Genomic DNA, 26495 nt, shown 5'->3' on the forward strand with positions numbered 1-26495 from the left:
TAACGTAGAAATTGCCAGAAAAGCTTGGTTATAGGTAGTTATTTTACAAAAAATTTGTAGAATCCTGGAAGGAAATCGGCAAAATCATCAACCTCTGCCTTGAAAAAGGCACGATGACGGGAGAAGTCGAATTGCCCGGTAAAAATAAAAGTCAGGGTGATTAAGCATCGAAAAAGTAGCTTGGACCGCAGGGCGGCATTTGTAGGGTAAAACTGGGGAGGTTAATCCAATATTTCCGAGTAGGTCCAGGAATTAGCTCCTCCCAGAGAGTGCAGGATTGCCTTCAGCAGGTTCAGGACAAAGCGATCCTTGATTTTTGATTCCAGAAAGGTCGGACCGTACAGGGTTTGCGAACGTAGCAAAACCGTCATTACTTTTCCCAAAGTGACGGTATCCAGTTCGTACAGGTGGCTTGGATCTTTGTAATAGCGTTCTGCCTCGCTTTTCCAGGCCATCCAGTCAAATAATGGCACCAGGCGGAGTTTCAATATCGCATCAAGCAAGCGAACGTGTATGCCGGATAAGCCCAGGTTACGAAGCGAGATCTCACTGAGATCTTGCGTGCCCATGAGCTTTTCTGCCTTGTAAAAGGTAAGCTCCATCTCGTGTACCAATTCAATTATTGGCACGAGCTTTTTTTTATCAAGGGTATTGCAGTGGTCAGAAAAATTCCCAAGGGGAATAAACAGCGGGATTTGGTCTTTCATCATCGTTTTTTGGTTTTTGGTTAAATTTTTGATCGATCATTCGTAAATACTTGAAACTGATTTATTTGAACGTGTAAGTAACAACTTTTTTTTCATCAAAAAAATACCCCGATCGGGGTATTTTTGTATATTAAATACACCTTTTTGTCTTTTTTTTGGAACAAAACTTAAGAGAAATACCCGCAAATCCAAGAAAATGGGCAATTATCTTTGCCCGAATACTTTAGCCCGGATACCTGACAAGGTTAAAAAAAAAACGTATTTTTGTTCCTTCTAAAGAAAAAAGACATGTTTGACAACCTGAGTTATAAATTAGACAGAGCGTTTAAAACCCTAAAAGGAACGGGGAAGATCACGGAAATAAACGTGGCGACCACGGTGAAAGAAATCCGGAGAGCCTTGATCGACGCAGACGTGAACTATAAGGTAGCCAAGGAAGTTACCGACAAAATCAAGGAAGAAGCTTTGGGGAGGGACGTGTTGATTGCCGTTTCTCCAGGTCAGCTTTTGGTAAAAATTACCCAGGAGGAACTAACCCAGCTGATGGGGGGAAGTAAGGAAGAGATCAATCTCAAGGGAGATCCCGCGGTGATTCTCATTTCCGGTTTGCAGGGATCGGGAAAAACGACTTTTTCTGGAAAATTGGGCGCGTATCTAAAAAAGCAAGGCCGGCAGGTGCTGTTGGTGGGCTGTGACGTGTACCGTCCGGCAGCCGTGGAGCAGCTCAAAACACTGGGAAGCCAAATCGGAATCGAGGTATATGCCGAGCCAGGCAATGAAAACGCCCTTCAGATCGCACAAAATGCCATCGAATTTGCCAAAAAATCGGGCAAGAAAACGGTAATCATCGATACCGCAGGGCGGCTTGCCGTGGATGAGGCCATGATGAACGAAATTTCCTCGCTCAAAGAAACGCTTGATCCCGCTGAGACCCTCTTTGTTGTCGACTCCATGACCGGTCAGGATGCAGTCAACACCGCCAAAACATTCGATGAGCGCCTCGACTTTGATGGCGTGGTGTTGACCAAACTGGACGGGGACAGCCGGGGTGGAGCGGCGATTTCCATTCGACACGTCGTTAACAAGCCCATAAAATTTATTTCCACCGGGGAAAAAATGGAGAACCTGGATCTGTTTTATCCTGACCGGATGGCGCAGCGGATTTTGGGAATGGGAGACGTGGTGTCGTTGGTCGAAAAGGCCCAGCAATCCTTTGACGAGGACGAGGCCAAACGACTCAACGCAAAAATCCGCAAAAACCAGTTTGACTTCGACGATTTTCTCTCCCAACTGGAGCAGATAAAAAAGATGGGCAATATCAAGGACCTGCTCGGCATGATTCCTGGAATGGGAAAGGCGATCAAAGGACTGGATATTGACGACGAATCTTTTATTCCCATAGAGGCCATTATTCGTAGCATGACCCCGCAGGAGCGCGGAAACCCCTCCCTGATTGATGGCAGCCGGAGAAAGCGCATAGCCAAAGGCAGCGGTCGCAGCATTCAAGAGGTCAATAACCTGATGAAGCAATTTTCGGACATGCGCAAGATGATGAAGCAAATGAACAAAATGGGAGGCGCACAAAAAGCGCTCGGGGCCATGAGTGGAGGTATGAAGCGGAGGTAGACGGCCTGCTTCTAACCGCCTCGTTCCCCCCACCGAGAGTTTTTTTCTCCCGACCCGAATTGGTGAGCTGCACCTGCGGTATTTCGAGGGGAGGAGCGAGGTAGATGATTGGCTACCGTACACGTTCGGAATACACGACAGCAGGGAATACTTCGCTACCAAGCCGTGAGCAATGCGGCTCTTTGCCCCTACATCCCTTGGTTGGGTAATCCTGCTCGATTACGATTTTTTTGGTTTTTCGGAGAAGGAATCCTGTCCAATCAGCAGGGCCAGCGGCTGCAAGGGTACGTAACTTTCGCAGATGGCCTTGAGCATGGCCGCAAAGGGAAGAAATAAAACCATCCCTGCAACGCCCCAGACCGAGGCGCCTACGATAAGGCTGAGGATGGCGGCAAAAGCGTTGACATTCACGCTGTTTCCCACCACTTTCGGGCTTAGAAAGTTACTTTCAATCACCTGAATCAACCAGAACATCACCGCGACGGCCAGGGGTACCCAGAGTTCGTCGTTGGACATGAAGGCATACAGCACCGGAATACTGGCCCCTATGGTGGTTCCGATATAGGGAATGATGGACAGGGTAGCGGCTAAAAATCCGAACAGAAAGGGATTATCCAGTCCGATGATCCATAATCCGGTACTGTTGGCCAAACCCAGAATAACGATTAAGGTCAACATGCCGGAGAGGTATTTTTGGCCCACCTGCTGGATATTTTTTAACATGGCGCGGTACTCCTTTTCCTTGCCTTCCGGACCAAATTTTACGAATGCCTTGACCAGTCCCTCTTTGTAAATCAAAAACAGGAAGGTATAAATAATCATGGTAAACATACCCGTAAGGAAGCTGGCCGTGCTACTAAAGGTTTTGCCAAGCAGTCCCGCACCCGCGTCTTTCAACCAGGCGCGTCCTTCTTCCAGCAGTTGATCTTTTTCCAGATTACCCAGGAAGCTGTAGTTTTCGTTCAGGAAGACCACGGTATCCGTGAAAATGGCCATCAATTTATCGCCAAAATCGGTTAATTGATCGGACAAAGAGAGAATCTCGGCTGAAAAGAACGTTAAAATACCGAGCAGGATCAAAAAGAATAGCAGCATCACCGTCAGGGCGGCTCCAATATTGCCGAATTTCTTCTGATGCAATTTTTTATGCAAGGGGTGCAGAATGAAAGAAAGCAACAGAGCCAATCCCAGCGGAATCAGGATGGATTTGGCAAGGACAAGGGCCGCTATACTCAGAAATGCAAAGGCAAGCGTAAAAAACAAATGTTGAAAGGAGAGTTGCATGGTAGTGCCTGGGTTAGCCGTGATACTTTTTTTGGTCGCAGATCGATTGTAAAAAAACGGTAGTTTCCTGTTTGCAAGCCTCCGGTTTACCGGAGTTACCTCCTGCTGGTCACCGATACCGGCCTGCTTTCGCCTTTTTCGTTTTGTAGATGAAGGTACAGAAAAATTACACGTATTGGAAGAATCCCTTTGGATATTCGCCAGCCATGGGACAAGTCGGATAGAAAGGATTGTTATGTTGCAGGCTGCATTTGCTTAAGGAATTCAAAAGGTTTCCGGGGATTTTTTCGTCAATATTTATCGAACAAGTGTATATTTGGATGATAATGCTTTTTTAGCCATGCTATTTAATTCTTTTGTTTTTCTTTTTCTCTTTTTGCCAGTGGTGCTTGCGGGGTTTTACGGATTGGGATCAAAAATAAGGCATTCCTACATCGTTGGCTGGCTGTTTTCATGTTCCCTCTTTTTTACGGTTGGTGGAAACCCAGTTATTTGATCCTGATAGGCATTTCCATCCTCATCAATTACCTCATCAGCAAACAAGCGGCGAAGCGAAAGAAAACCTTTCTGGTCGGGGGCATCGCGTTTAACCTTTTGATCCTTTTTTTCTACAAGTACGCCGATTTTGTCGTTTTCAATATCAACACCCTCTCGGGTGCTTCCATCACTTACCTGGATTGGGCGCTTCCCCTGGGGATTTCGTTTTACACGTTTCAGCAGATCGCGTATTTGGTGGACTGTTACAAGGGTGTCCGGATCGAGACGGATTTTGTGTCCTACGGCCTGTTTGTGTCTTTCTTTCCTCAGTTGATCGCCGGACCCATTGTGCACCATAAAGAAATGATGACGCAATTCCGCGATCCTTTTTTGACACGTGCCAATTACCAAAACCTTTCCAAAGGTTTTTTTATTTTCATGATGGGGCTGGCAAAAAAAGTGGTGCTGGCGGATACCTTTGGTCTACTGGCGGATAAGGGGTATGCAAACATTGATCTTCTGGGTGCGAAGGATGCCTGGATCACCTCGTTTTCCTATTCCTTGCAGCTGTATTTTGATTTTAGCGGGTATTCCTCGATGGCGATCGGCCTGGGCTTGTTATTTAATATCCAGCTCCCGCAAAACTTTAATTCTCCCTACCGGTCCGCTACCATTCAGGAGTTTTGGAGAAATTGGCACATTACGCTCAGCCGCTTTTTGCGGGACTATGTGTACATTCCCCTGGGAGGAAACAAGGTAAGTCCCGGACGAACCCATGCGAATTTGATGATTACCTTCCTGCTGGGGGGGATCTGGCACGGGGCAGGCTGGACCTTCATCGCCTGGGGCCTGCTGCATGGCGCCGCGCTGGTGGGACACCGGTATTGGAGAAAACTAGGCATTGAGCTTCCTTCCATTGTCTCCGTTCTGATCACCTTTTTTTTCGTGAACCTCACCTGGGTGTTTTTCAGAGCGGAAGATTTCCAGGACGCACTGGGCATGCTCGCTGCCATGTTTCGCTTTTCCGCCACTAGTGCTCCGGATTTTTTTCTGGTGAGCAATCTGCACAATCTGCCCATCTGGCTTGCGGGCCTGGTACTGCTTTTTTTGCCAAACGATATGCAGTTGGGGCGAAAGATGACCCCCACTCCGAGCTATGGCATCGCGACCGTTCTGCTCTTTGTGCTGAACCTGATTTTCCTTAACTCCGTTGTACAAACGGACTTTTTGTATTTCGATTTCTAAATGACCATGGACAACGCATTTCGACAGTATTTCAAACGTGTCATCCCTGCCTGTTTTCTGGCGGCGGCCGGATTTGTGCTGTTTTCGGTCTGGTTGGACGTGTTCGGCTTGTTTGGAAGGGTACAAAGCACCCGGGTATACGGGGAAGAGCGAATTTCGAAGTACCTGATGGCTTTTCGGTACATTCCCGAAAACTTCGAAGGCATCATACTGGGCCCCTCGCTTTCGGCCAACCTGAACCCCCAACCGATCGGAGACCCGCGGTATTTCAATGCCAGTCTGATGGGGGCACGTATCCAAACGATGCTTCCCTTGCTGGAACAAGTACTTGCCTCCGATCACCAAATGCGGAAAGCATGGGTCTGCCTGCACCCCTACATGACCCAGCAGGAGGGAGTGGTGGACCCAGTCCTGATGAGGCCCAGTTCCTACTGGAGTGGGTTTGGATCCATACACCTGTTACGGGTGTACGGCTTTGCCTTGCTGCGGTGGCTTCGGCTGGCGCCGGGCAAATATCCGCCCAATCAGTACCTGGAAAATGGAACCAATCAATTTGAACCCTTATTTCGCGTGCCCGATGTGGCTGCCAAAATCGAAACCGAGAAAGCGTTGGTAACTAGCGAAGATTTTCAGATTGCTCCTGTGGCAGAACAGTCGCTGAAACGCCTTTGGCAGCTCCTGGACGCCCATCACATAGCAACCACGGTGTATTTTCATCCGGTTCCGCGGGCAATCCGAACCGCCCATGCTGAAGAATTCCGTACCTATTGGGAGGAAATAAAAGCCACCTATACCCAGCAGAGCGGTAACATTCGGTTCGAAAATTTTAACCGTCCTGCCTACGATTTCTTTTCCTCGGACACGACAAATTATATCGACCACGGACATTTGAGTACCAAGGGTCAGCAATTATTGGTAAAAGAAATAAACCAAATCCATCCATGAAAACATCGAAAATAGTTTACCTCGCATGCCTGTTTGTATTCGCGGTGGGCTGCACCGCCTCCGAAGTCAATCGGTTTATACAGGGGGCTACCGAAGCCAGTCTGACCGAACAGGATGTGGGGAATGGCCTGAAAGAGGCGCTGGTAAAAGGGATCGTTACCGGTACCGACCGGGCCTCGCAGCTGGACGGTTTTTTTGCCAACGAACGGATTCGAATTGCTTTGCCTGAGGATGTCCGAAGGGTGGAGTCCACACTGAGACGATTGGGCCTGGGTGGCGAAGTGGATCGGGTGCTGCTGACGATCAACCGGGGTGCCGAAGCCGCTGCAAAGGAAGCCAGGCCCCTTTTTGTGGATGCCATTCGCCAACTCACCGTTCAGGATGCCTGGGAAATACTAAATGGAGGCGAGGATGCGGCTACCCGGTATTTGCAGGGGAAAACGGCAGAAAAATTGAACGGATTGTTTGCGCCGCACATCGAGGAGGCCCTGGAACAGGTTGGTGCCACCCGCTATTACGGAGACCTGGTTTCTGCCTACAATAATTTTCCAACCACCTCCCGGAAATTAGATCCCGACCTGCAGGGATACGTAACCGAGCAGGCGATTTCCGGTTTGTTTGTCCTGATTGCGGAAGAGGAAAAAGCCATTCGGGAAAATCCTGCCGAACGAACCACGGCCTTGTTGCGCCGGGTTTTCGCTGCCCAGGATACGTAAGTTGTTCTGCTGCCTCAGGAAAGAACCAGAGAGGCTTTCATCAGTCGGGAGGCCAGGGCTTTTAGGGCCTTTTCGATCTTCTCGGCTTCTTCCGGAACCGGTTTTTGGGTACCGGAAGCAAAAGCCCTTAATTTGCCGGCATCGATAGCGGTCAAGACTGCCAGTTGGTCCACATCCAATACCTGAAAAGCGTCAAAAAAAGCCGGGCATTGAAAGTAGTGTTCGAATTCGACGGTTTCCGGACCCAGGCTTTCAAATTCCCACAACAATTTTTTTATCTGTGTCTCGAGTTCCGGGATGCTGGGCGCCGATTGGGTAATGGGGTTGTCCTTGTAGGTCAGGCTACCGGTGTAGCCTCCGTTTTCCTTGCGAATGACGAGGTCAAGTGTAAGCATGGTTTTTCTTTTTTTAGCCACCTGAAGGTACGAAAAATAGGTGACAAGACCCGAACCGGACAGGTTGCTACCGGGCAAAGGACCGAGCGCATGGGTTTTCCGGTTTTTTTTCACCGGACTACAAGGCAGCAGGTACAACCACTGCTCGTTATTTTTTCGATAGCGACACCACCCTACCCTTGGAAGAAAATCGAAACGCAAGTCGACGTTCGGGTTCAGGGAGTGGATAACGATTCGGCGCCTTAGCGCTCTGTGCGATTGCCGGCGGTTGGGCGCAAGTAGTGGACCGGCCGATTCGGTAGACGGATGGTTCGTCTTGATTCGCAACTCCGGCAAACCTCCGGCTCGCTAGCCTGTCAATTCTCGTTGACGATGGAATGTACCAGCAGGGCGGTCGTAATCAGCGACAGCTGTCCCTGACTGTATTGATCGATGTTTTTCTGAGCAAGGGCCAAATCAATGGGCGACTCCTTGGTTTCCCAATTTAAAATCAGGTCCTTGTAGCCCGCGATGGTTTTGGAAGCTTTTCTGCCCTCGAATACCGCCTTTAGTTTTTCCTTCTGTTTCCTGCTCAGCAAGGAATTGGCTTTGTTTTTCACCCATCGGTAGAAGTTTTTGCTTACGGTTACTTTTCCACTGGAGTAGTTTTCATCCCGAATGGCCGCGACTTCCTCGTTGAGTTGCCGGATGAAACGCTTATAAAAATCATCGGACCGTTTTACGTCCTCATGAATCTGAACCATTAGGTCAAAAAAGGGTCTGCTCAAAAACGGTGTGGTCGCCCAAAAAAATCGCCTGTTTCGGTCCTCCCCTTCAAAAATATACCGTTTCATTCTGCAGGTTAGCAGAAAATATTCGTGTTTTCGTCCGCTGGTTTTTCCAGGGAACCCGGCGATCGTTTGGTAAATGTATTGAGACAGTACTTCCGGATCAATGCCTGCCAACCTGGCTGCTTCGGAAATGGAAAACTCATAATTTTCGCGAAGGATAAGGTCAACGAGCTTTCGGTCGTCGGAAAAATCAATCGAATTGGTCAGGTCGGGAAACACCTTATCGCCTCCGTCACCGGTAAAAAATGTGATATCTGCTCCGAATCGATGGAAAACCTTTTTGCAAAACTGGTTTAGAAAATAGAACCTTGCAGGTTGGATACCCATTTTAAAGCGGATGGTTTCCTCGATGTCTTCGAGAAAACTAGCGGAAGTTAAGTCGATTTTCTGCCAGTTCATTTGTAACGTTTCGGCGATCTCTCTGGCGATCAGTACATCGTTCGCAGCCGATTTTTCTTCATCTTCAAACGTAATTCCCGTTAGGGTTGCTCCTCCTTTGTGAAGGCTGGCCGCTACCGACCGCGAGTCCATGCCTCCGCTGAGCGATAGGATATTTAACGCAGTAGCCCGCTGTTTGGACGCTCGCAGGAAAACCGAGGCCATCTTTTGTAGCCGGGGTTGATCGACCCGGTCAATCGGTTTGGAAGAAAAGTCGTAGGAAAAGTGCCGTGTCAGCGCGGTTACCTCGCCCAGGGTACTGTCGACGACAAGTTTCTCATCAATTTGAAGGTGAAACACCTGATCGAAGAGCGTATGTTGGGCCAGGTTGTAGTCAAACACGAGAAATTCAGCGAGATGTAGCGGATCCATTGGAGCCCGTAAATACTCTTGAACGAACCCGATATCTCGCGAGACGATCCATCTCCCGTCGCGACTGCCGTAGTAAAGGGGCAAGCGGTTCAGGTGATCTCCAAACACCTTTACGGTAGGGTTTTTGAGATCGATTACATAGAGGTAAAACTCCCCATCCGTATCAAAAAGGTATTGTTCGAGTTCATGTTCGGAGCCGAGGCGTTCCTGCAAGCCATCGAAAAGTGCGGAAGTGGATCGGTCGTAGATTTTACCTTCCAGGATCAGGACTTCACCTGTATCCGTCTTCCTGATTTCGTGCGGATAATCGTAGGAACTGTTCAGGGTGACGACCAGTCGTTCGTTGGAAAACAAAACGCGGTGTGCAGAGGCGGAATTTTCCCATCCGCCTTCGCGAGAAAATAATGATAATCCAAGCATAATTGGAAAGTAAGGTGTATCAGTGAAAGTTTAGGAAAATCTGATTCTATGTTAGAAAATATTTTTAAAGATAAAAAAATGTATTTTAAATCAATGAAAAAGAATATAAAAATGAAACTATTTTTTACGATTAGGAAATAACGAATGGAAATTACCGTCCCGGTACCCTTTCGTTGGGCCGAATTGATCCCTGTCGGGGTGCTCCTCAGCAGCGCTCGCTTCCGGTTCAGACCGATACAGCACTATTCAACAACAATAAGCTACTTGTACAACCTGTGAGAATTTCCAGGAAACTGATTATGGGTAGTGTCTCAGGAATGATACAAAAAACAGGTTGTGTCTCATCCATACGACACAATTATCGGCAATGAAATGGTCGAACGGAAAAAGTACGATAAATTAACCGGGCGAAAAATCTTCGGGGATTTCCCAAAATACGATTTGATCACCACACATAGCTGCAGGCGGTCCTTTGCTACCAATTATCACAAGATCATACCAACGCCGGTATTGATGGAAATTACCGGCCATTCCCGGGAAAGCACCTTTTTGGCTTACATCCATAAGCCCCGATGAAAATGCCCGTTTGTTTTTGGAAATGGTGAAGAAGGCGAGTGAAAATGTATCCTAATGCATGACTAATTTTGGTAAAAGGGTTGGAAATATGTACCTATACCCGTACACTTGTAGCAACAGTACACACCACGCTACCCATAGGGACAGCGTCCCAGGGTGTGTCTTTTGCTTTTATAGGGGTTTTTAGTTTAATTTTTACGTTGGATTGACAAGAAACCCATCACTATCCCGGAATAGTTTGCGATCCTAGACCTTTGGGGCTATCTAGTGAATCAGTGGACAAAGCCAGGCCTTCGTAGTCCGACAATGGTTAGAAGGGCTTGCGTGAATAGAAGTAAATGATCCAATTTTTTTTTCACTTCGCTGCAGATGCTTTTAGTTGGATTTTCCGTTGATAGCCTTTTTTCATTTTGCCCTTTCACTTGTTCCTAGTATCTTTCTCCACGAATCCTGTTTCTTTCACCGCATTTCCACGTTGTGACCCGGCATCGTTTTGGGGGGGTCAACCGCTTGGCTCTGCCCCTTACGCGATGGGAGGAGTTCAGCGAGGGGCTGGATAGCCCCTGCCTACGGAAGCAGCTCGCAAGGGCTCGGGGTTGGTACCAATTAAGAAAAAACGTTTAGTATAATTACATGATCACCGGAGAACTCAAATCACAAGTAGACAAAATCTGGAATTCCTTCTGGACCGGAGGGGTGGCCAACCCGCTTACCGTTATCGAGCAACTCACTTACCTGATCTTTATCCGAAGGATAGACGAGATGGAAACGCTCGAAGAGAAAAAGGCCAATCAAATGGGGATTGACAAGCAGTTAGAGTTCTTTACTGCGGAGCAGCAAAAATTTCGCTGGAGTCATTTCAAGGACAAGGATCCGGAGACCATGTACGCGCTCTTCACCCGTCCGGATGCGGAGGGGATGACGGTCTTTGAGCACATGAAGCAGCTGGACAAGAAGGCCGGGGCTTTTGCGGAGTTTATGAAAGGGGCCACCTTTATGATTCCTACTGCGCGCTTGCTGGATCAGGTGGTGCAGCTAATCGACAAGATCAACATGCAGGATCGGGATACCAAAGGGGACTTGTACGAGTATTTGCTATCCAAGATAGCTACCGCCGGTACCAACGGGCAATTCCGAACCCCTCGGCATATCATCCGCATGATGGTGGACATGATGCAGCCGCAGCAGGAGGACACGATATGTGATCCCTCCGCCGGTACGGCAGGCTTCCTGGTATCCGCTGCCGAATACCTGTACCAAAACCACGAAGACTGGTTTCTGGATGCCGACTTTCGCAAGCACTTCAACCAAAAAATGTTTACCGGGATCGAGTTCGATGCCACCATGCTGCGGATCGGGGCAATGAACCTGCAACTGCATGGGATCGAACGCCCCCGGCTGATCGGCAAGGATGCGCTGAGTGAGGCCAACGAGGACCAAACCAATTTGTATTCCCTCATTCTGGCCAATCCACCCTTTAAGGGGAGTCTGGATTACGATGTGGTAGAAAGCTCCCTACTGAGCGTCACCAAAACCAAAAAGACCGAACTGCTCTTTATCTCCCTGATCCTGCGCATGCTGAAGGTAGGGGGTAGGGCTGCCGTGATTGTGCCGGACGGAGTACTTTTCGGCTCTTCCAAGGCGCATAAAGAGCTGCGGAGAACCCTGGTCGAGGAACAGAAGCTGGAGGCCATTATCTCCATGCCATCCGGCGTATTCAAGCCCTATGCCGGGGTGAGTACGGCCGTGCTGGTCTTTACCAAAACCAACAGTGGGGGCACGGATCGGGTCTGGTTTTACGACATGCAAGCAGACGGTTTTAGTCTGGATGATAAGCGAACGCCATTGCTGAGTAAAAATGAGACGGTAGAGGAAAAGATAGAAAGTGCCTTGGGTCTGGGTATCGCCGCAGAAGATAGCGTACCTTATGGCCAAAAGTCCGACGAAGAAGCCCATACCAAAAACAATATCCCCGATATCCAAAATCGCTGGCAAAACCGGGACCAGGAGGCCGGCCGGGCCCGTACCGAGCAAAGCTTTCTGGTGCCAAAGTCAGAAATTGCTGAGAAGGATTATGATCTCAGTATCAATCGCTATAAGGAAATTGTTTACGAAGAGGTGCGATATGAAAAGCCGGAAAATATTATCAAAATGATAGAGCAATTGGACAACGAAAGGTTGGAGTCTTTGAAGAAGTTGAAGGAATTGCTGTCATGAAGACTCAATTAGGCAATCATATAAATCTATATGGGGGAGGTACGCCAAGTAAAGAGGTTGAATCATATTGGAATGGTGAAATCCCCTGGGCTAGTGTAAAAGATTTGAAGGAGGAAAATTTTATATTTCCTACGGATAGAATAACTGAAGCTGGTGTTAAGAATAGTGCTACTAGAATAGTACCTAAAGGAAGTCTTATTATTGCCACAAGAATGGCGGTAGGCAAAGTAGCGTTTGCTTCTGATGATATGGCAATAAATCAAGATTTAAAAGTTATAGAACCTCAGAAAGAGCTCGATAGAAAATATCTTTTTTATTTTTTAAAGGCAAACGATGCTTATTTTCAAGGAGTGTCTTCTGGTGCTACTGTAAAGGGAATTAAGATAAAGCATATCAATAGTTTAGAGCTTACCCTCCCCCCATTATCCACCCAAAAGAAGATAGCCGCCATCCTGGATGCAGCGGATGCCCACCGCCAAAAAACCAGGCAGCTCCTCGCCAAATACGATGCACTCGCACAAAGCATCTTCTTGGAGATGTTTGGGGATCCGGTGACTAATCCGAAGGGGTGGGAGATTGTAAAATTTTCTGAAGTTGGAAAGTTAGATAGAGGTAAATCAAAACACCGGCCGAGAAATGCTACTGAATTATTAGGAGGCATTCATCCTTTAATCCAAACTGGTGATGTTGCCAACTCCGGGGGATACATTAAAAATTACACCTCTACCTATTCAGATTTGGGACTTCGGCAAAGTAAAATGTGGCCAAAAGGTACTTTATGTATAACTATAGCGGCAAATATCGCTAAAACGGGAATATTAAAATTTGACGCTTGTTTTCCCGACAGCGTGGTTGGTTTCATTCCAAATAAAAAAACCAATAATGAATATGTGCAAGGTTGGATGAAATTCCTTCAAAAGATCATTGAAGATTCTGCACCTGAATCGGCTCAAAAGAATATAAACCTCAAAATACTACGAGATCTAGATTTTATGGTCCCTAGAATTGAGTTTCAGAAAAAGTATTCTGCTGCAATAAATTCCATTGAATGTCAGAAAGATATAATTCTGAGTGAACTTGAAGAATCTGAGAGTCTGTTTAACAGCCTATTACAAAAAGCTTTCAAAGGAGAATTAGTAAAATAGTCTATGAAATAGATGAGCAACTTTCGGTTTATAGCGAACGAATTCCCCACAATTGCCGATCGGGCCATCAAGGCGGAGCAATTTGCCCGAACCAGCCCGGTGGAGTCCTGCTTTAATGCACGGGCGGCTCTGGAATTGGCCGTAAACTGGATGTACGAAAACGATGCCGACCTGGAATGGCCCTTCGACAAAAACCTGTCCAGCCTGATGCAGGAGGCGGAGTTTAAGGCCATCTTTGATGCCTACGGCAACCTGTACCGGGAGCTGCACCTGATCCGCAGGATCGGAAACAATGCCGTTCACAACCGTCCCGTCAAGCAGCAGGATGCGGTGCACCTGTTGCAGTGCCTCTTCCGTTTGGCTGCCTTTCTGGTGGCCGCTTATGGGGAGGAGGAAGTACGGGTGCCGGACTTTGATGATGCCCTGATTCCCAGCGGTGATGAACTAAAAAAATCCCGGAAGGAGGTGGACCTGCTGCGGGAAAGGCTTGCCGAATTGGAGCAGGAAAACGAACACAAACGGCGTGCCCTGGAAGAAAAGGAGGCCGCCAACGATTTGCTGCGCATCAGCCACGAAAAGCAACAGGAGCAGCTCAAAGCACAGCGCAAGGCCCGGGAGAAGGAAGCCATCCCCAAGGCCTTGCCCAAAGCCCCTTCCGAAGCCTATACGCGCAAATTGTACATCGATTCGGCCCTGAAAGATGCGGGCTGGACCAAGCTCCGGGAGGGCTATGAATTGGAGTTCGAAGTTGAAGGGATGCCGCTGTCTACCAATCCCACGGGAAGGGGCTTCGTGGATTACGTGCTCTGGAGCGACAATGGCTTGCCCCTGGCCGTGGTGGAGGCGAAGAAGACCAGCCTGGATCCCGCCAAGGGCCGGCATCAGGCGGTGCTCTATGCCGATTGCCTGGAAAAGAAATTCAAGCAGCGTCCGCTGATTTACTATACCAATGGCTTTGATTTTTATCTCTGGGACGATTGCTTTGCGCCGGACCGCAAGGTCAGTGGCTTTCTAAGCAAGGATCAACTGGAACTGGCCATTCGCAGGCGAAAGGACCGCAGGGATTTGCGGGATTTTCAGGTAAACCTGGCCATCACAGGGCGACCCTACCAGACCGAAGCCATACAGCGAGTGGCGGAAAACCTTTCCATCATCAAGGAAGGAAAACTCGAACAACGCCACCGAAAGAGCTTGCTGATCATGGCCACCGGCAGTGGAAAAACCCGGACGGCTGCGGCCATCGTCGACATGCTGGTGAAATGCAACTGGGCTAAGCGTATCCTTTTCCTGGCCGATCGCAATGCCCTGGTGACGCAGGCTAAAAATGCCTTTACCGAGCATCTTCCCGATCTTACCAGCATCGATCTGACCAAGGAAAAGGAAAACGATTCCACCCGCTTGGTTTTTTCTACCTACCCCACGATGATGCATCAGATTGATCGGGCCCGGGATGGGGAGGGGCGTTTTTACGGCGTAGGGCATTTTGATCTGATCATCATTGACGAGGCGCATCGATCCGTTTACCAAAAGTATCGCGCCATTTTCCAGTACTTTGATGCCTATATTTTAGGCCTGACTGCCACGCCCAAAAAAGATGTGGATCGCAATACCTACGAACTTTTTGACATCGAAGACGACAATCCCACCTTTGCCTACGAACTGGAGCAGGCCGTCAGCGACGGATTTTTGGTTCCCCCGAAAGCCATCAGTGTTCCCTTGAAATTTATGCGGGAGGGCATCCGGTATTCGGAGCTTTCCGAGAAAGACAAATTGGAATACGAGGAGAAGTTTGGCGACCCCACCCGGGAAGAAGCAGAGGAAGGAATCGATAAGAGTCAGTTGTACAAATGGCTGTTTAATTCCGATACCGTCGATCAGGTACTGAACCATTTGATGCGCTCGGGCATCAAAGTGGATGGTGGGGACAAAATCGGAAAAACCATCATTTTTGCCAAGAATCACAAACATGCGGTGTATATCGAAGCGCGGTTCAATAAAAATTATCCGGAATATTCCGGAAAGTTCTGCCGGGTCATCGACAACCAAACAGAGAAAGCACAAGATATACTGGAGCGGTTTGTATTGGACAAGGAGGAAAAAGAGCCGCAAATCGCCATATCGGTAGACATGATGGATACGGGTGTGGATGCGCCCCGGGTGGTAAACCTGGTTTTCTTTAAGCCTGTGAGATCTGTAGCGAAGTTCTGGCAAATGATCGGTCGCGGGACCCGTTTACGGCCTCATTTATTTGGGCCGGATCGGCACAAAGACAGCTTTTTGATATTCGACTATTGCGAAAACTTCGAATTTTTTGAAGTCAATCCGGATGAGGGCAAGGGGACCATCGGACTGTCCCTGACCCAGCAGGCGTTCCAGTTGCGGCTTGACCTGGCCCTGGCCTTGCGGGCATCATCTGATGAGGAGGAGAATACCTTTGCCGAAGCGTTGATCGACCTGCTACACGAGCAGGTAGCGGCACTCAATCAGGATCGGTTTGTGGTACGGCAGCAGTTGGAATTTGTGGTGAAATACCATCAAAAAGACCAATGGGCGGATTTGGGTCCATCCAAACTTCAGGAAATAGGAACTCATATTATACCGCTCATTTTATCTGATGATGATGAAGATGTGTCGGCCCGAAGATTTGATGTATTGATGTTGAATTACCAGTTGGCGCTAAAGGGCGGACGAATCACGACGCGGTATGAAAATAAAATTGCTACCGCGTGTAGGGTACTGGAGAAAAAAGGGAACATTCCCGTGGTAGGCGCAGGCATGCCAACGATCAAGAAGGTGTTGGGAGGCTTTTTGCAAGGGGCCAATGTAGTGGATCTGGAAGAAGTTCGGGAGTCGCTGCGGGAGTTGATGCAGTTTTTGGATGCCGTCGATCAACCCTTGGTAGAGACCCATTTCAGGGATTACCTGGACCTTTCCAAGGTGGAGGAGAAGGATATCATTTCGACATCCCCTTTGGAGCCGTACTGGAGACGTGTAGAACGCTACCTGCACGCGCACAAGGATCACCTGGTGATCAGCAAGATCAAAACCAATCAGCCAATCACAGCCGCGGAACTCAGCCAGCTAGAGGAGATCTTTTTCAATGCAGCCGAGGTAGGTTCCAGGGAGGAATTTGAAGCAGTGGGTAAGGGCAAGAAGCTGGGGCTGTTTATCCGGGAGTTGATCGGTTTGGAAAAGGAGGCCGTACAAGCTGCCTTTGCCGAATTTATACAGGCGCAAAACCTGAATGCCGCACAAATCAAATTTCTAGACCTGATCATTGGCTACCTGAGCCAGAATGGGGTGATAGACAAACGGGCCTTATTTGAATCTCCATTCAAGGATTTGAATGACAATGGTCCCTTTGGGCTATTTGACGATGCCCAGGTCACCAAAATTATTAGTATTTTGGATCGGATCAATGGGAATGCGGATGCGGGGTGATGAACCTTGGATAACCTATTGAAACTAAAGAAAAATAAAGAGCAACGAAATGAATGATAAAATCTTGAAGTCCGCAATTGGCTCATTAGCAAAGGAGAAAATCAATATGTTAATTGAAAAAGCAAAAAGTGATTGGTCGGAATCTATCAATGAATTTGAAAAAATTGGTTATGAAAGAAAGCCAATGTATTTAAAATCCGAGGAACTGGAGGAGATTCTCAAATGGAAGTTACGGGGACAATATGGGAGAAAATTAAAAATCCGGGAGAAAAATACTGATGAAAATATTGAGAAAATTACCAAAGCTGCTTTTGATCTTACCCATAGTGAGTTTGAAATTGAAACCGAACTAAGAATCAACACCCTCAGTGTTTTATATGGTGTGAGAACACCGGTTGCGACAGCTATATTGGCAATGTGTTTTCCCAAGAAATATGCAGTAATTGATTTTCGGAATTGGAGGCAGATTTTTGGTGAGATAAAAACATCATTTTCAGTTTCAGACTATTTTCGGTATTTGAGCGAGCTAGAGGTTTACGCAGAGCATTTTTCTATTCCGATAAGGGATATGGATATGGCGTTTTGGCAGTTTGATTCTGAAAATAACCAGGCATGAAATAAACACTAATATGAAAGATTTGCTCGAGTTGATTAAGGAATGGATTAATTCAGTTTCTGAAAGATTAAAAATTCCGTTTCTTAATTCTTTAATTATCTCTTGGATAATTATTAATTGGAAAATTGTCTTGATCATCCTTTTATCTGATACAGACATTGAAGCAAGAATTAATTTAATTTCCTCCCAGTACTCCTCATATTGGTATATTTATATTTTACCATTGACTGCGGCCACTTTGTACACTTTTGGGACTCCATTCCTACTGAAGCTTTCCCATCTAGCCTTGGTCAAAATCAAACGAAAAAACTGGGAGGATCAAGCAGATTTTAAAATCTATTCATTCGATAAGAAAATAATAATAGCAGAAAGACAACGGGATTTACAAATCAAAAGAGCTGAATACATGGAGCTCGATGAATTAAATTCCAAGAGGGAGGCCTTAGAAGCTGAACTTACCAATAAAAACGAAGAGCTTGCTCAAAGTTCTAAACACATTAGCGAATTAAATAGTCGTATCAAGGAAAATCAACGTTCAATCGGTACAACTATAAACTTAAAAAATAGAGCTTATGAGTATTATGCTGAACTATTGAGTGAAATTCGTAACGGGATTTCTTTCCAAAAGCAAGAGGAAATTGACGGCTTTCAACTGCTCAACTTTGTACATAGGTTGCTTCTTCAATTACATCAAGAAAGAGGCAAATTCGAAGAGGACCGAAATTATCTAATTCCTCTAGAGGTTAGGGATCAGGCTAGTGGGATTGGATTCGGGGAACTCATAAAAGAAATTAAAAATGAAAATTACACACTAGAAGGAGTTCTGTCTGAGAAAATTGAATTCGCAATGAGAAATGATTTAATTTTTTCCTTTGAAAAAAAGAATAACCAATTTTACGGATTAACTTATAAAGGTTTAGGTTTCGCAAAGTAATTTTCCTGTCCTTTTCCCGTTCCCCATCCCATGCGAAATTAGTCGCATGGGTCCATTAACCGTTTACGAAGCCATTTCAGCCATGCGGAAGCTATCTGCCCGGGGGCAGGAGGTTTCCTTTTCCTTTATGTCGTATTCCGAATCCAAACAGCAAACGGAGGGCATCGTGGAAGTGCGCCGGGCCAGGCTGCGCCCCCGAAGCCAGCATACTGTTTTTTTGAATTAGAAACTACTGGAACCAATACCGATCTAGCAAGGCATACACTGGGTTTAAAAGTTAAATATGTTAAAAAATCGTAAATTTTTTAAACAAATCGGTTAATTTTGTATTTTAATCTATATTTAAGGCCCAAAACAAGAAAACCATGATCGTTCGTTTTTCCGTTCAGAACTTTCGTTCCATCAAGGAGCGAATGGAAATCAGTTTTAAGAAAACAGGTTTAAAAGGAATGCCCACTAATTATTTTGAGGGACCTTCCAAAACCAGCCTGCTGAAAACAGCCGTCCTGTATGGGCCCAATGCTTCCGGCAAGAGCACCTTCTTAAAGGCATTTAAAGCCTTGGAATATTTGGTGTTGAGTTCCGCAGGATTCAAACCGGATCAGGCGATTCCCCCTTATGAACCTCATCTTCTGGATACGGCGTTTAGGGAGCAGCCGGTAGAATTTCGTATTGAATTCTTTGGGGGAGATCACATCAAGTACGAATTGGAATTGGCATTTCTTGAAAAAGAGATTGTCCGGGAAGAAATGTATTACTATCCCAATGGTGTACAATCGCTCTTATACCAACGCGTGCAGGACAAGGACATCAAATTCGGAGATGGCTTTCGGGGTGCCAAAAAGACGATTGAAAGACTACTGTTGCCCAATCAGTTATTTATTTCAAAAGCGGCAGAAAACAATGTAGAATCTTTACTTCCCGCTTATCGCTTTTTCGGTCAAGGAATGATGGTATTTCCGTTTCTTAATGAAAATCACGAATCCAACCTGACCAGATTATATGCCAGGCGGTTGGCTGAAGAAGGAGAATCTGGCTTTTCACGCAAGCTAAATGCCTTGATTTGTGCCCTGGATACTGGGATTTTAGCAGTATCGGCCAAAGAGGTGGATGAAAAAAGTTTCAAATTTCCAGACCATATGCCAGAGGACCTTAAAAAGAAGATTAAAGATGATTTTAAATACGATATTAGGACAGCACATCCGCTATTTGAAAACAATAAAATAAAAGGAAAGGAATTGTTTGATGTGGAGGAAGAATCTACCGGGACCAAAAGTTTGCTGGTCATAGGGGGCATTATTCTTGATTCTTTGGAAGCAGGCAGGGTCCTGGTAGTGGATGAATTCGAGAAAAACCTTCATCCATCCATTACCAACTATCTGATCGGTCTTTTCCATAATCCGCTAACCAATCCCAAAAACGCACAATTGATCTTTGCTACCCATGACATCACGCAATTGGCAAGCGGGGAATTCCGTAGGGATCAGATATGGTTTACCGAGAAGAACGAATTTGGGGCTACAGAATTGTATGCCTGTTCAGAAATCAAAGGGGTGCGGTCCGAAAACCCCCTGGACAAATGGTATGCCTCGGGTAAATTAGGAGCCACCCCGATCATCAACGATGTGGATTTTTTAATCGAAATGCAGGAAAATGTCCCTGAGGAAACCGAATAAACGGATATTGATCCTTTGTGAAGGGGTTACTGAACAGCTCTATGCCACGTCTCTTCGCTCCGATCTTCCCCGTTCCCAGCAGAGGAGCATTTCGGTAGATATCGTCAAGGGAGGTGAACAGAACCCGCTACACCTTTTCAAAGAAGCGATGGCCAAAAGAAAGAAAGCGCAGAAAGAAAAGAATCCTTACGATTCGATCTGGTTGTTTTTTGATCATGACAATTGGCCGCAGCTTCAGGAAGCCTTGCACAAAATGGAAAAGGAAGGGTTTAAAATAGCCTATTCCGCCTTGTGCCTGGAGCATTGGTTTATCCTGCATTTTCAGGATTGCGGCAGGGCATTCCAAAAAGGAGAAGAAGTGGTAGGGCATCTGAAGAAATTTTGGACAAATTACCATAAAACAAAATTGAACCACTATTCCCTTCTCAGGGATAGGCTGGAAGAAGCCACGGCAAGAGCCAACCGGATCAACCTCAGTCAGCAAGAGTTGCCTCTTTTCGAGCGGAATCCCTATTTCACTATCCCTGACCTGATTGCCTATTTTAGGTCACTGGGAGGTTAAGTGGGCTTGCTTACGAATTGAGAGAAGTAGTTCACTCGCTGGGATTCGATTACGGAATTAACCCCATGGCAATGAAAGATTTTCACGATGCATCGGTAATTGTTTTTATGAGTAATCCGGACTACCGCAAAGTATTGAAGAAAAAATCGAACTACCGAACCTACAAAAGCTACGAAAAGAGATTGCAGGAACTCCGGGAGGAATTTGAAGTGGAGGATTACAACGAAAAGCTAGTTATACTTTTAAATCAGAAAATCGATTTGCTAAAAAGCGTACCGGTCCATTAAATAGTATGCATTTTTCACATGCTTTTTGCCTCAAAAAAACCGTGTAGAAATTACAGCCTTTTTGCCGCTTGGGAAGAATTTCAGAAAAGGGCCGTTTTCAAACATGTAGTATAGCAGAAAAAGGGTGTATTTTTTACAATCGGAATTGGTTTATTCAAAAATGCCTAATTTTAGTCTATGAAGAGGACTAAAAAAAGGACAGGTATAGATCGCTCGCTGATTCTAATTGCAAACGTGATCTTAGGAGTTATTTTAGCTGTCTACTTCACCCCGCTGATGTTTTCTGATACATTTCATTTCAATTCTACGGATTACGCTCAATATGTCGGTGGAATCGCAGGCCCACTTGCTGCACTGGTGGGGTTTATCTATGTGTATCTAACCTTTTTAGGTCAGCAAAGGCAACTAGACGAACAACGGAAAAGAATGGACAAAGAGGAGGCATCGAGGGAGTTTGGTGAGTACCTATCGCTTTGGTACGAGTTTAGATCCGGGGTAACCTATTCATGGGACAAAAGCACCGGCTCAAAGGCGCTTGATTCATTCTGGTCAAATGTTAAAGGATCTGTACAAAAAGATGCGGAAGTCCAATCTTTCGATATCAATCAGGCTGATAGTTTTGAAGGCTCTTTGCAAAAGCATTTATTTGAGAGCTCATTCAATAAAAATTCGGGTCAATTGGAAAAGTTTCTCAGAATGATCTATCCGTTGTTGGAAATTGCTGAGAGAGGCGGATTGGAGAGCCGGCTAAGATTTCTGGAAAATTTATTGACCGATAGCGAAAAAGCATTGCTTATCTACGCTGCCACTTTTTTGGATCAAAACGAATCGGCAATCAGTCTTTTTCGATCTGGCTTTTGCAGTCGTTTACCGGAGGAATGCCTGATCTCTCCCGACCACAGAAAGTTGATTTTTTGAAATGGTTTGCCAATGGTTTGCCAAAAAAAGCAAAAACCCCTCCAAAATCGCTTCTGAAGGGGTTTCTTGTACCCAGAGCCGTTAAACACTGACATTTGTAATGAGTTAATTGTTAAATACTTGCATTTATGCATGTGAACTACGGATTTTTTTCAGTGGTATCGTCAAGCGATTTTTCATAAATCGTCAGCCGGTTGGTGAGCATTTGATTGTGCTTTTCCAGCAGCTCGATGTACTTTTTTTGGTAGTAGTTCAGCTGCTCCATGCACTCCTCATTGCTCATCCGAACATCCTCAACTTTCGCTACAGGCCGCTCAAAGGAGAAAAAATCCGCCATCTCCGGGAACTCCTCCGAAAAGTCATGCTCCATGGCCTTCCCGTATTTCAGCAATACCGGATAACTCAGGTCATCCTTGTCGAAATGTCGGTAGATCGTCGATTGATCATAGCCCGCCTTTTTAGCAATACGGGTGATTGGCGCGCCGTACTTTTTGCAGTACCTATCTACTGCCTCGCGTAATACTTTACCTCTGTGAATCAGCATATTGCAAAGCTCAAGAAAAAAAATATTGATAAAAACAATAAAAACTCTTGCATATATACTGTATATACGGTAAAATTACAATAAAGTTACTGTATAAATACTGCATTTACTCCTAAACCCTACCATATGCTGTCCAAAAATGAGCTCAAAGACCTCAAGTCCCGCCTCCCTCGGGGATACTTCCGCAGAACCCTGGCAAAGGTAGACTTTTCCGAAAAGACCGTCGCCAATTTCTTTTCCGGAGTCAGCTACCACATCGAAATCCACCAGGCAGCGCTCGACATCGCCGAGGAATACCAGGCCCAGCTGAGGGAATTGAAACGGAGGCAAGTCGCCTCCGGAGGATAATGCCGCAAGTTCTACCATATCAGTACCGAACCCGAACCCGGGTGGCCACAGCGGCAGGTTCCCCGGGTTCATTTTCCCACACATCCCATGAACCCATTCAAACTCCTACTCGACCACAACATCGCCCGGATCAAAAAGAAGTACTGGACCGAACAGGCCCGGGGACTGAAGGGCATCTTCGAACCGGCCAACCGACTGCATGCCCACAACTGGATCCGGAGGGAAATCGCCATCCGCACCAACCTGTACGAAGTGATGGATCAAAAGATCCCAACCGACGAACTCTATAAAGCCCTTGACTATGAGCCCACGAATCGCGCTTAGAGACTACGAAGAGCTGCTGGACTTTGCCCGGCAGGAACTTCGCGAAAGCCAGCAGCAACTGATAAGGCTGCGCAACCTGGAAACGCCGGCAGCACAGCTGGAACAATTGGAAAACGAAATTGACCTGCTGCACAAGGCAGTGGACCGCTATCAAGTAAAAATCAAAGTCCTGCAACATGCCCTACGAGAAAGTGAAAATCAGTCCTAAAGTCCGCCATGAAAACATCCCCTGCACCCCAGACCATTTCGAAAAGTACCTCCAGGGCAAAGCCCTTCCGATCGTCTACCAGGGCAAAGGAGCGTACATCCGCGTACGTGACGCTGCCGGGGAGGAATGGGGACTCTTTCCCCGCCAGTATGACCGCAGCCAGTAGGCGGCATAGAATGTACCAGCGCCGGTACTACCTCATCCGAAAGCTGCGCAGCATAGGCTACCGCATTGAGACCGAACGGCGATGCATCCATACGCCCTACAGCTCGGTAAACGAGATCCCCCCGCCGGACCGGTACTACGTCCGGCAGCTTCTTAAACTCGGTTTTCAGCAAGAACTCACGCTTTTTTAATGTACATCGAACAGCAAAAGATACTCGACGGGACCGATGGCGGTCTGAAGATCATCCTGCACTACTACCCCCAGGCAGAGAAAGCCCTGCAGCGCAAGGGCGCCAAGTTCAAGCTGCGCGCCAGCGAAAAGACCGCCTCTGCCACGCTGAAGCAGCTCACGGATGGCAACTGGGTGGTGACCGACTTTGGCGGGGATCAGAAGCCAAAGAATGGCATCCTGGTAGCCATGGAGGAGGAGGGACTGGACTTCAAGGAAGCCCTGGAGCTGTTGGCCTCCCGATACGGCATCCAGGGACAAGAGCCACCGGAGATCCTGAAGCCGGAGATCAGCACCCGGGAGGCCCGGCCCGAAGAGAACGAGGGGGAATGGTACTTTGAGGTACGGGAGGGATTCACGGAACTGGATGTGACGACCGTCCTGGCGGAAAAAGCCATCCCCTACAAAAAGGACGAACAGGGGCAGAAGCAAATCGATTGGGAGAAAATCGAGCGGATCTTCAAGCGCTACCGTTTTCATTCCCTGCTGAGCTATTCCATCGTCAAAAACCGGAAGGTGATCACCATCGCAGCCACCGACCGGTACCCGATTTTTATGTGGGACGAGGGCTCTTTCAAGAAGATCTACCAGCCCCTGAGTCCGGACAAGGGTCGACGCTTTATGTACTACGGCAAGCGGGACAAGGATTTTTTGCACGGCCTGGCGGAATGCCACCTGGCTTTCGATTCCCTGCAGGAAGGGGAGGACATCGACGAGGAGACCGGCGAGGTCCGCTCCAAAAAGAAAAAGAAGCTGCCGGAGATCGTCTACTGCAGCGGCGGGTCGGACGGCATGAACCTGGCCATGATCGGCTACCAGGTAGTTTGGCCCAATAGCGAAACGGCCAAGCTCTCCGACAGGCAATTCAAGACCCTGGCAAAGCTGGCAGACAAGGTGATGAACATGCCGGACATCGATCATACCGGCCTGAGGGAAGCGCATCGCCTGGCCATGGAGCACCTGGACCTGTACAACATCGTACTACCGGCCGAGCTGCGGGAGCGTCCGGACAAACGGGGCAATCCCTCCAAGGACGTGCGCGACTACCTGAAGTACCATACCTACTACGATTTCAAGCAGCTGGTCAAAACGGCCCTGCCCTACCGCTTTTGGGACGAGATTTACTACGAAGACAAGGCCGGCAACTGGCGGTCCAAGTTTGAAGTAAAGAACACCCGCCTTTACAATTTCCTCACCAAAAACGGCTTCTACCGCCTGCAGAACAAAAACGAAAAGCAGGGATTTATCTACATCCAGATCAAAGACAACATCGTCCGGGAGATCGAGGTAAACGAGGTCAAAACCCACGTGCACCGCTTTCTGGAGGAGCAATACGTGGACGAAGACCTGCGGGACGTATTTTTTCGCAGTACCCAGCTCAAGGAGGCTTCCATGTCCAACCTGCCCATGACGGAGGTGGACTTTTCGGACTTCGACCGGGACCGGCAGTTTTTCTTTTTCGAAAACAAAACCGTGGAAGTCAGCAAGTCCGGCATTCGGGTGCACAAGCTGGGCGAGATCAAGCGCTACGTCTGGGAAGACGAGGTGATCAAGCACCGGTACCAGGAGCAGGAGCCGCATTTCCAGATCAGCAAAAACGAGGACGGCGACTGGCACATCGATATCCTGAAGAAGGACAATATCTTCCTGAACTTCCTCATCAATACCAGCCGCACCCACTGGCGCACGGAGCTCGAGGACAACCTGGACGCCCTAAGTCCGGAAGAGCAGGCGGCTTATAAGAAAAAGCACCTGTTCGATATCGCCGGGGCCAACCTCTCTGCAGAGGAGATCCGGGAGCAGATGCACCAGCTGGTCAATAAGATCTACGTCCTGGGCTACCTGCTGCACCGGTACAAAGACCCTTCCCGGCCCTGGGCCATCTGGACCATGGACCACCGGATCAGCGACGAGGGCGAAAGTCACGGGGGTTCCGGTAAGTCCATCGCCATGGGAGCGGTTAGCCGATTCATGAAGTCGGTCACGCTGCGGGGAAGGGATCCCAAGATGACCGAAAACCCGCATATGTACGACCGGGTGACCATCCACACGGACTACATCCTGGTAGACGATGCCAATCAGTACCTGAAGTTCGACGTGTTTTTCTCCGATATCACGGGCAACATGATCGTGAATCCCAAGAACAACAAGTCCTACGAAATCCCCTACGAGGAGTCGCCCAAGTTTGCCTTCAGCTCCAATTTCCCCCTGCGCAATATAGACAGCTCCGTGCTGCGCCGGGTGCTGTACTGTGTCTTTTCAGACTACTACCACGAAAACAAAGACGGCTACTTCCGGGAGAGCCGCAATCCCCGGGAGGAGTTCGGCAAGAACATCCTGGGGCCGGACTATACCGAGGACGACTGGAACGACTTCTACAATTTCATGATCCAGTGCTGCCGGTTTTACCTGAACCACGGCAAGATCGATCCGCCCATGGAAAACGTCGAGAAGCGCAATTTACTCAGCGAAATGGGCACGGCCTTCCACGAATGGGCGGATACCTACTTCAGCGACCGGATGAATGCCGACGTGGTCAAAAAGTACGCCATGGAGGACTTTATCCGCAGTACCAATACCAAGTGGACCTCCCAGAAATTTACCAAAGCCCTGCGCGCCTGGGCACGGTACTACGGCTACGAGCTCGATCCGGAGGAATTCAAAAACAGCTCCGGCCGCATCATCCGCAAGATCCAGGAGGACGGCCATCCGACCTCCGTAGAGATGATCTACATCCGTACTACCCAGGCCGCTGCTGCGCCTGCCAGCGAAGAAAAGATTCCCACCACACCCGGCAACGAGAAGCTGGTACCCGGTGGGCAAACCGACGCCTTTTCAAACTTCTGATGG

General features: G+C 47.7%; 25 protein-coding genes. 20 read left to right on the forward strand and 5 right to left on the reverse strand.

From position 1 onward, the window contains the following. Positions 1-221 precede the first annotated feature (221 nt). A complete protein-coding gene (locus ABWH99_RS08850; RefSeq protein ID WP_375585921.1) occupies positions 222-710 on the reverse strand; it encodes a DUF6508 domain-containing protein in 489 nt (162 codons plus the stop codon). A 285-nt stretch (positions 711-995) separates the two neighbouring features. Here ABWH99_RS08850 and ffh point away from each other — a divergent pair, with 285 nt between their 5' ends. Continuing rightward, positions 996-2333: a signal recognition particle protein gene (gene ffh, locus ABWH99_RS08855; RefSeq protein ID WP_375586561.1), complete on the forward strand. Its 1338-nt coding sequence runs from the start codon at positions 996-998 to the stop codon at positions 2331-2333. 219 nt (positions 2334-2552) lie between these two features. Here the strand turns inward: ffh and ABWH99_RS08860 are convergent, their stop codons facing one another. Continuing rightward, complete coding sequence (locus ABWH99_RS08860; protein ID WP_375585922.1) at positions 2553-3617, reverse strand: AI-2E family transporter; 1065 nt, start codon at positions 3615-3617, stop codon at positions 2553-2555. Between the two features lie 492 nt (positions 3618-4109). Here ABWH99_RS08860 and ABWH99_RS08865 point away from each other — a divergent pair, with 492 nt between their 5' ends. The 3 genes from ABWH99_RS08865 to ABWH99_RS08875 are packed head-to-tail and all read left to right on the forward strand — an operon-like array spanning position 4110 to position 7000. After that, the gene (locus ABWH99_RS08865; RefSeq protein WP_375585923.1) at positions 4110-5339 is read left to right on the forward strand and encodes an MBOAT family O-acyltransferase; all 1230 of its coding nucleotides are present in this window, start codon (positions 4110-4112) and stop codon (positions 5337-5339) included. A 6-nt stretch (positions 5340-5345) separates the two neighbouring features. Continuing rightward, complete coding sequence (locus tag ABWH99_RS08870; RefSeq protein ID WP_375585924.1) at positions 5346-6284, forward strand: hypothetical protein; 939 nt, start codon at positions 5346-5348, stop codon at positions 6282-6284. Continuing rightward, positions 6281-7000, forward strand: a complete 720-nt coding sequence (locus ABWH99_RS08875) for a DUF4197 domain-containing protein (RefSeq protein ID WP_375585925.1) — start codon at positions 6281-6283, stop codon at positions 6998-7000. Before ABWH99_RS08870 ends, ABWH99_RS08875 begins: the two co-directional genes overlap by 4 nt. A gap of 14 nt (positions 7001-7014) precedes the next feature. Here ABWH99_RS08875 and ABWH99_RS08880 read toward each other — a convergent pair whose 3' ends face one another. Both ABWH99_RS08880 and ABWH99_RS08885 read right to left on the reverse strand, forming a co-directional pair. Then, positions 7015-7395, reverse strand: coding sequence for a hypothetical protein (locus tag ABWH99_RS08880; RefSeq protein ID WP_375585926.1), 381 nt, complete (start codon positions 7393-7395; stop codon positions 7015-7017). 356 nt (positions 7396-7751) lie between these two features. Beyond that, entirely contained in the window at positions 7752-9455 is a 1704-nt protein-coding gene (locus ABWH99_RS08885; RefSeq protein WP_375585927.1) for an asparagine synthase-related protein, read from the reverse strand. 336 nt (positions 9456-9791) lie between these two features. On the opposite strand from ABWH99_RS08885, the gene ABWH99_RS08890 reads away from it, so the two are divergent. The 11 genes from ABWH99_RS08890 to ABWH99_RS08940 all read left to right on the forward strand — a co-directional run bounded on the left by ABWH99_RS08890 (position 9792) and on the right by ABWH99_RS08940 (position 21827). Beyond that, on the forward strand, positions 9792-10031 hold the full coding sequence (locus tag ABWH99_RS08890) for a hypothetical protein (RefSeq protein WP_375585928.1): 240 nt from the start codon (positions 9792-9794) through the stop codon (positions 10029-10031). A 633-nt stretch (positions 10032-10664) separates the two neighbouring features. Then, positions 10665-12248, forward strand: coding sequence for an N-6 DNA methylase (locus ABWH99_RS08895; RefSeq protein ID WP_375585929.1), 1584 nt, complete (start codon positions 10665-10667; stop codon positions 12246-12248). After that, positions 12245-13393: a restriction endonuclease subunit S gene (locus tag ABWH99_RS08900; RefSeq protein ID WP_375585930.1), complete on the forward strand. Its 1149-nt coding sequence runs from the start codon at positions 12245-12247 to the stop codon at positions 13391-13393. Before ABWH99_RS08895 ends, ABWH99_RS08900 begins: the two co-directional genes overlap by 4 nt. A 12-nt stretch (positions 13394-13405) precedes the next feature. Next, positions 13406-16834 (forward strand): DEAD/DEAH box helicase family protein, encoded by a 3429-nt coding sequence (locus tag ABWH99_RS08905; RefSeq protein ID WP_375585931.1) that lies wholly within the window; start codon positions 13406-13408, stop codon positions 16832-16834. Positions 16835-16883: 49 nt separating this feature from the next. Next, entirely contained in the window at positions 16884-17450 is a 567-nt protein-coding gene (locus ABWH99_RS08910; RefSeq protein WP_375585932.1) for a hypothetical protein, read from the forward strand. Between the two features lie 13 nt (positions 17451-17463). After that, positions 17464-18384, forward strand: a complete 921-nt coding sequence (locus ABWH99_RS08915; RefSeq protein WP_375585933.1) for a coiled-coil domain-containing protein — start codon at positions 17464-17466, stop codon at positions 18382-18384. A gap of 46 nt (positions 18385-18430) precedes the next feature. Then, complete coding sequence (locus tag ABWH99_RS08920; RefSeq protein ID WP_375585934.1) at positions 18431-18610, forward strand: hypothetical protein; 180 nt, start codon at positions 18431-18433, stop codon at positions 18608-18610. 139 nt (positions 18611-18749) lie between these two features. Next, positions 18750-20060 (forward strand): ATP/GTP-binding protein, encoded by a 1311-nt coding sequence (locus ABWH99_RS08925; protein ID WP_375585935.1) that lies wholly within the window; start codon positions 18750-18752, stop codon positions 20058-20060. Beyond that, positions 20038-20622 (forward strand): RloB family protein, encoded by a 585-nt coding sequence (locus ABWH99_RS08930; RefSeq protein WP_375585936.1) that lies wholly within the window; start codon positions 20038-20040, stop codon positions 20620-20622. The genes ABWH99_RS08925 and ABWH99_RS08930 overlap by 23 nt, the downstream gene beginning before the upstream one ends. A 71-nt stretch (positions 20623-20693) precedes the next feature. Next, a complete protein-coding gene (locus tag ABWH99_RS08935) occupies positions 20694-20909 on the forward strand; it encodes a hypothetical protein (RefSeq protein WP_375585937.1) in 216 nt (71 codons plus the stop codon). Positions 20910-21086: 177 nt separating this feature from the next. Then, the gene (locus ABWH99_RS08940; protein ID WP_375585938.1) at positions 21087-21827 is read left to right on the forward strand and encodes a hypothetical protein; all 741 of its coding nucleotides are present in this window, start codon (positions 21087-21089) and stop codon (positions 21825-21827) included. A gap of 139 nt (positions 21828-21966) precedes the next feature. Here the strand turns inward: ABWH99_RS08940 and ABWH99_RS08945 are convergent, their stop codons facing one another. Next, positions 21967-22371 carry a TetR/AcrR family transcriptional regulator gene (locus tag ABWH99_RS08945; RefSeq protein WP_375585939.1) on the reverse strand — a complete coding sequence of 135 codons (405 nt, stop codon included), beginning with the start codon at positions 22369-22371 and terminating at the stop codon, positions 21967-21969. Between the two features lie 126 nt (positions 22372-22497). Between ABWH99_RS08945 and ABWH99_RS08950 the strand changes: the two genes are divergently transcribed. From ABWH99_RS08950 to ABWH99_RS08970, 5 genes are all read left to right on the forward strand, one after another. Then, the gene (locus ABWH99_RS08950) at positions 22498-22719 is read left to right on the forward strand and encodes a hypothetical protein (protein ID WP_375585940.1); all 222 of its coding nucleotides are present in this window, start codon (positions 22498-22500) and stop codon (positions 22717-22719) included. Between the two features lie 87 nt (positions 22720-22806). After that, complete coding sequence (locus ABWH99_RS08955; RefSeq protein WP_375585941.1) at positions 22807-23043, forward strand: hypothetical protein; 237 nt, start codon at positions 22807-22809, stop codon at positions 23041-23043. Further along, entirely contained in the window at positions 23021-23251 is a 231-nt protein-coding gene (locus tag ABWH99_RS08960; protein ID WP_375585942.1) for a hypothetical protein, read from the forward strand. The genes ABWH99_RS08955 and ABWH99_RS08960 overlap by 23 nt, the downstream gene beginning before the upstream one ends. An 8-nt stretch (positions 23252-23259) precedes the next feature. Beyond that, entirely contained in the window at positions 23260-23607 is a 348-nt protein-coding gene (locus tag ABWH99_RS08965) for a hypothetical protein (protein WP_375585943.1), read from the forward strand. Further along, on the forward strand, positions 23607-26492 hold the full coding sequence (locus ABWH99_RS08970; RefSeq protein ID WP_375585944.1) for a hypothetical protein: 2886 nt from the start codon (positions 23607-23609) through the stop codon (positions 26490-26492). The genes ABWH99_RS08965 and ABWH99_RS08970 overlap by 1 nt, the downstream gene beginning before the upstream one ends. Positions 26493-26495: the final 3 nt, after the last annotated feature.

Origin of the sequence: Cyclobacterium xiamenense (genome assembly GCF_042140265.1) — a bacterium.
GTDB classification, from domain to species: Bacteria; Bacteroidota; Bacteroidia; order Cytophagales; family Cyclobacteriaceae; genus Cyclobacterium; species Cyclobacterium xiamenense_A.

What these genes read in the sequence shown, in the direction of transcription:
- ABWH99_RS08850 (WP_375585921.1), bottom strand. Translation starts at nt 710, where the DNA reads ATGATGAAAGACCAAATCCCGCTGTTTATTCCCCTTGGGAATTTTTCT.
- ffh (WP_375586561.1), top strand. Translation starts at nt 996, where the DNA reads ATGTTTGACAACCTGAGTTATAAATTAGACAGAGCGTTTAAAACCCTA.
- ABWH99_RS08860 (WP_375585922.1), bottom strand. Translation starts at nt 3,617, where the DNA reads ATGCAACTCTCCTTTCAACATTTGTTTTTTACGCTTGCCTTTGCATTT.
- ABWH99_RS08870 (WP_375585924.1), top strand. Translation starts at nt 5,346, where the DNA reads ATGGACAACGCATTTCGACAGTATTTCAAACGTGTCATCCCTGCCTGT.
- ABWH99_RS08875 (WP_375585925.1), top strand. Translation starts at nt 6,281, where the DNA reads ATGAAAACATCGAAAATAGTTTACCTCGCATGCCTGTTTGTATTCGCG.
- ABWH99_RS08880 (WP_375585926.1), bottom strand. Translation starts at nt 7,395, where the DNA reads ATGCTTACACTTGACCTCGTCATTCGCAAGGAAAACGGAGGCTACACC.
- ABWH99_RS08885 (WP_375585927.1), bottom strand. Translation starts at nt 9,455, where the DNA reads ATGCTTGGATTATCATTATTTTCTCGCGAAGGCGGATGGGAAAATTCC.
- ABWH99_RS08895 (WP_375585929.1), top strand. Translation starts at nt 10,665, where the DNA reads ATGATCACCGGAGAACTCAAATCACAAGTAGACAAAATCTGGAATTCC.
- ABWH99_RS08900 (WP_375585930.1), top strand. Translation starts at nt 12,245, where the DNA reads ATGAAGACTCAATTAGGCAATCATATAAATCTATATGGGGGAGGTACG.
- ABWH99_RS08905 (WP_375585931.1), top strand. Translation starts at nt 13,406, where the DNA reads ATGAGCAACTTTCGGTTTATAGCGAACGAATTCCCCACAATTGCCGAT.
- ABWH99_RS08910 (WP_375585932.1), top strand. Translation starts at nt 16,884, where the DNA reads ATGAATGATAAAATCTTGAAGTCCGCAATTGGCTCATTAGCAAAGGAG.
- ABWH99_RS08915 (WP_375585933.1), top strand. Translation starts at nt 17,464, where the DNA reads ATGAAAGATTTGCTCGAGTTGATTAAGGAATGGATTAATTCAGTTTCT.
- ABWH99_RS08920 (WP_375585934.1), top strand. Translation starts at nt 18,431, where the DNA reads ATGGGTCCATTAACCGTTTACGAAGCCATTTCAGCCATGCGGAAGCTA.
- ABWH99_RS08925 (WP_375585935.1), top strand. Translation starts at nt 18,750, where the DNA reads ATGATCGTTCGTTTTTCCGTTCAGAACTTTCGTTCCATCAAGGAGCGA.
- ABWH99_RS08930 (WP_375585936.1), top strand. Translation starts at nt 20,038, where the DNA reads ATGTCCCTGAGGAAACCGAATAAACGGATATTGATCCTTTGTGAAGGG.
- ABWH99_RS08935 (WP_375585937.1), top strand. Translation starts at nt 20,694, where the DNA reads ATGAAAGATTTTCACGATGCATCGGTAATTGTTTTTATGAGTAATCCG.
- ABWH99_RS08940 (WP_375585938.1), top strand. Translation starts at nt 21,087, where the DNA reads ATGAAGAGGACTAAAAAAAGGACAGGTATAGATCGCTCGCTGATTCTA.
- ABWH99_RS08945 (WP_375585939.1), bottom strand. Translation starts at nt 22,371, where the DNA reads ATGCTGATTCACAGAGGTAAAGTATTACGCGAGGCAGTAGATAGGTAC.
- ABWH99_RS08950 (WP_375585940.1), top strand. Translation starts at nt 22,498, where the DNA reads ATGCTGTCCAAAAATGAGCTCAAAGACCTCAAGTCCCGCCTCCCTCGG.
- ABWH99_RS08955 (WP_375585941.1), top strand. Translation starts at nt 22,807, where the DNA reads ATGAACCCATTCAAACTCCTACTCGACCACAACATCGCCCGGATCAAA.
- ABWH99_RS08960 (WP_375585942.1), top strand. Translation starts at nt 23,021, where the DNA reads ATGAGCCCACGAATCGCGCTTAGAGACTACGAAGAGCTGCTGGACTTT.
- ABWH99_RS08965 (WP_375585943.1), top strand. Translation starts at nt 23,260, where the DNA reads ATGAAAACATCCCCTGCACCCCAGACCATTTCGAAAAGTACCTCCAGG.
- ABWH99_RS08970 (WP_375585944.1), top strand. Translation starts at nt 23,607, where the DNA reads ATGTACATCGAACAGCAAAAGATACTCGACGGGACCGATGGCGGTCTG.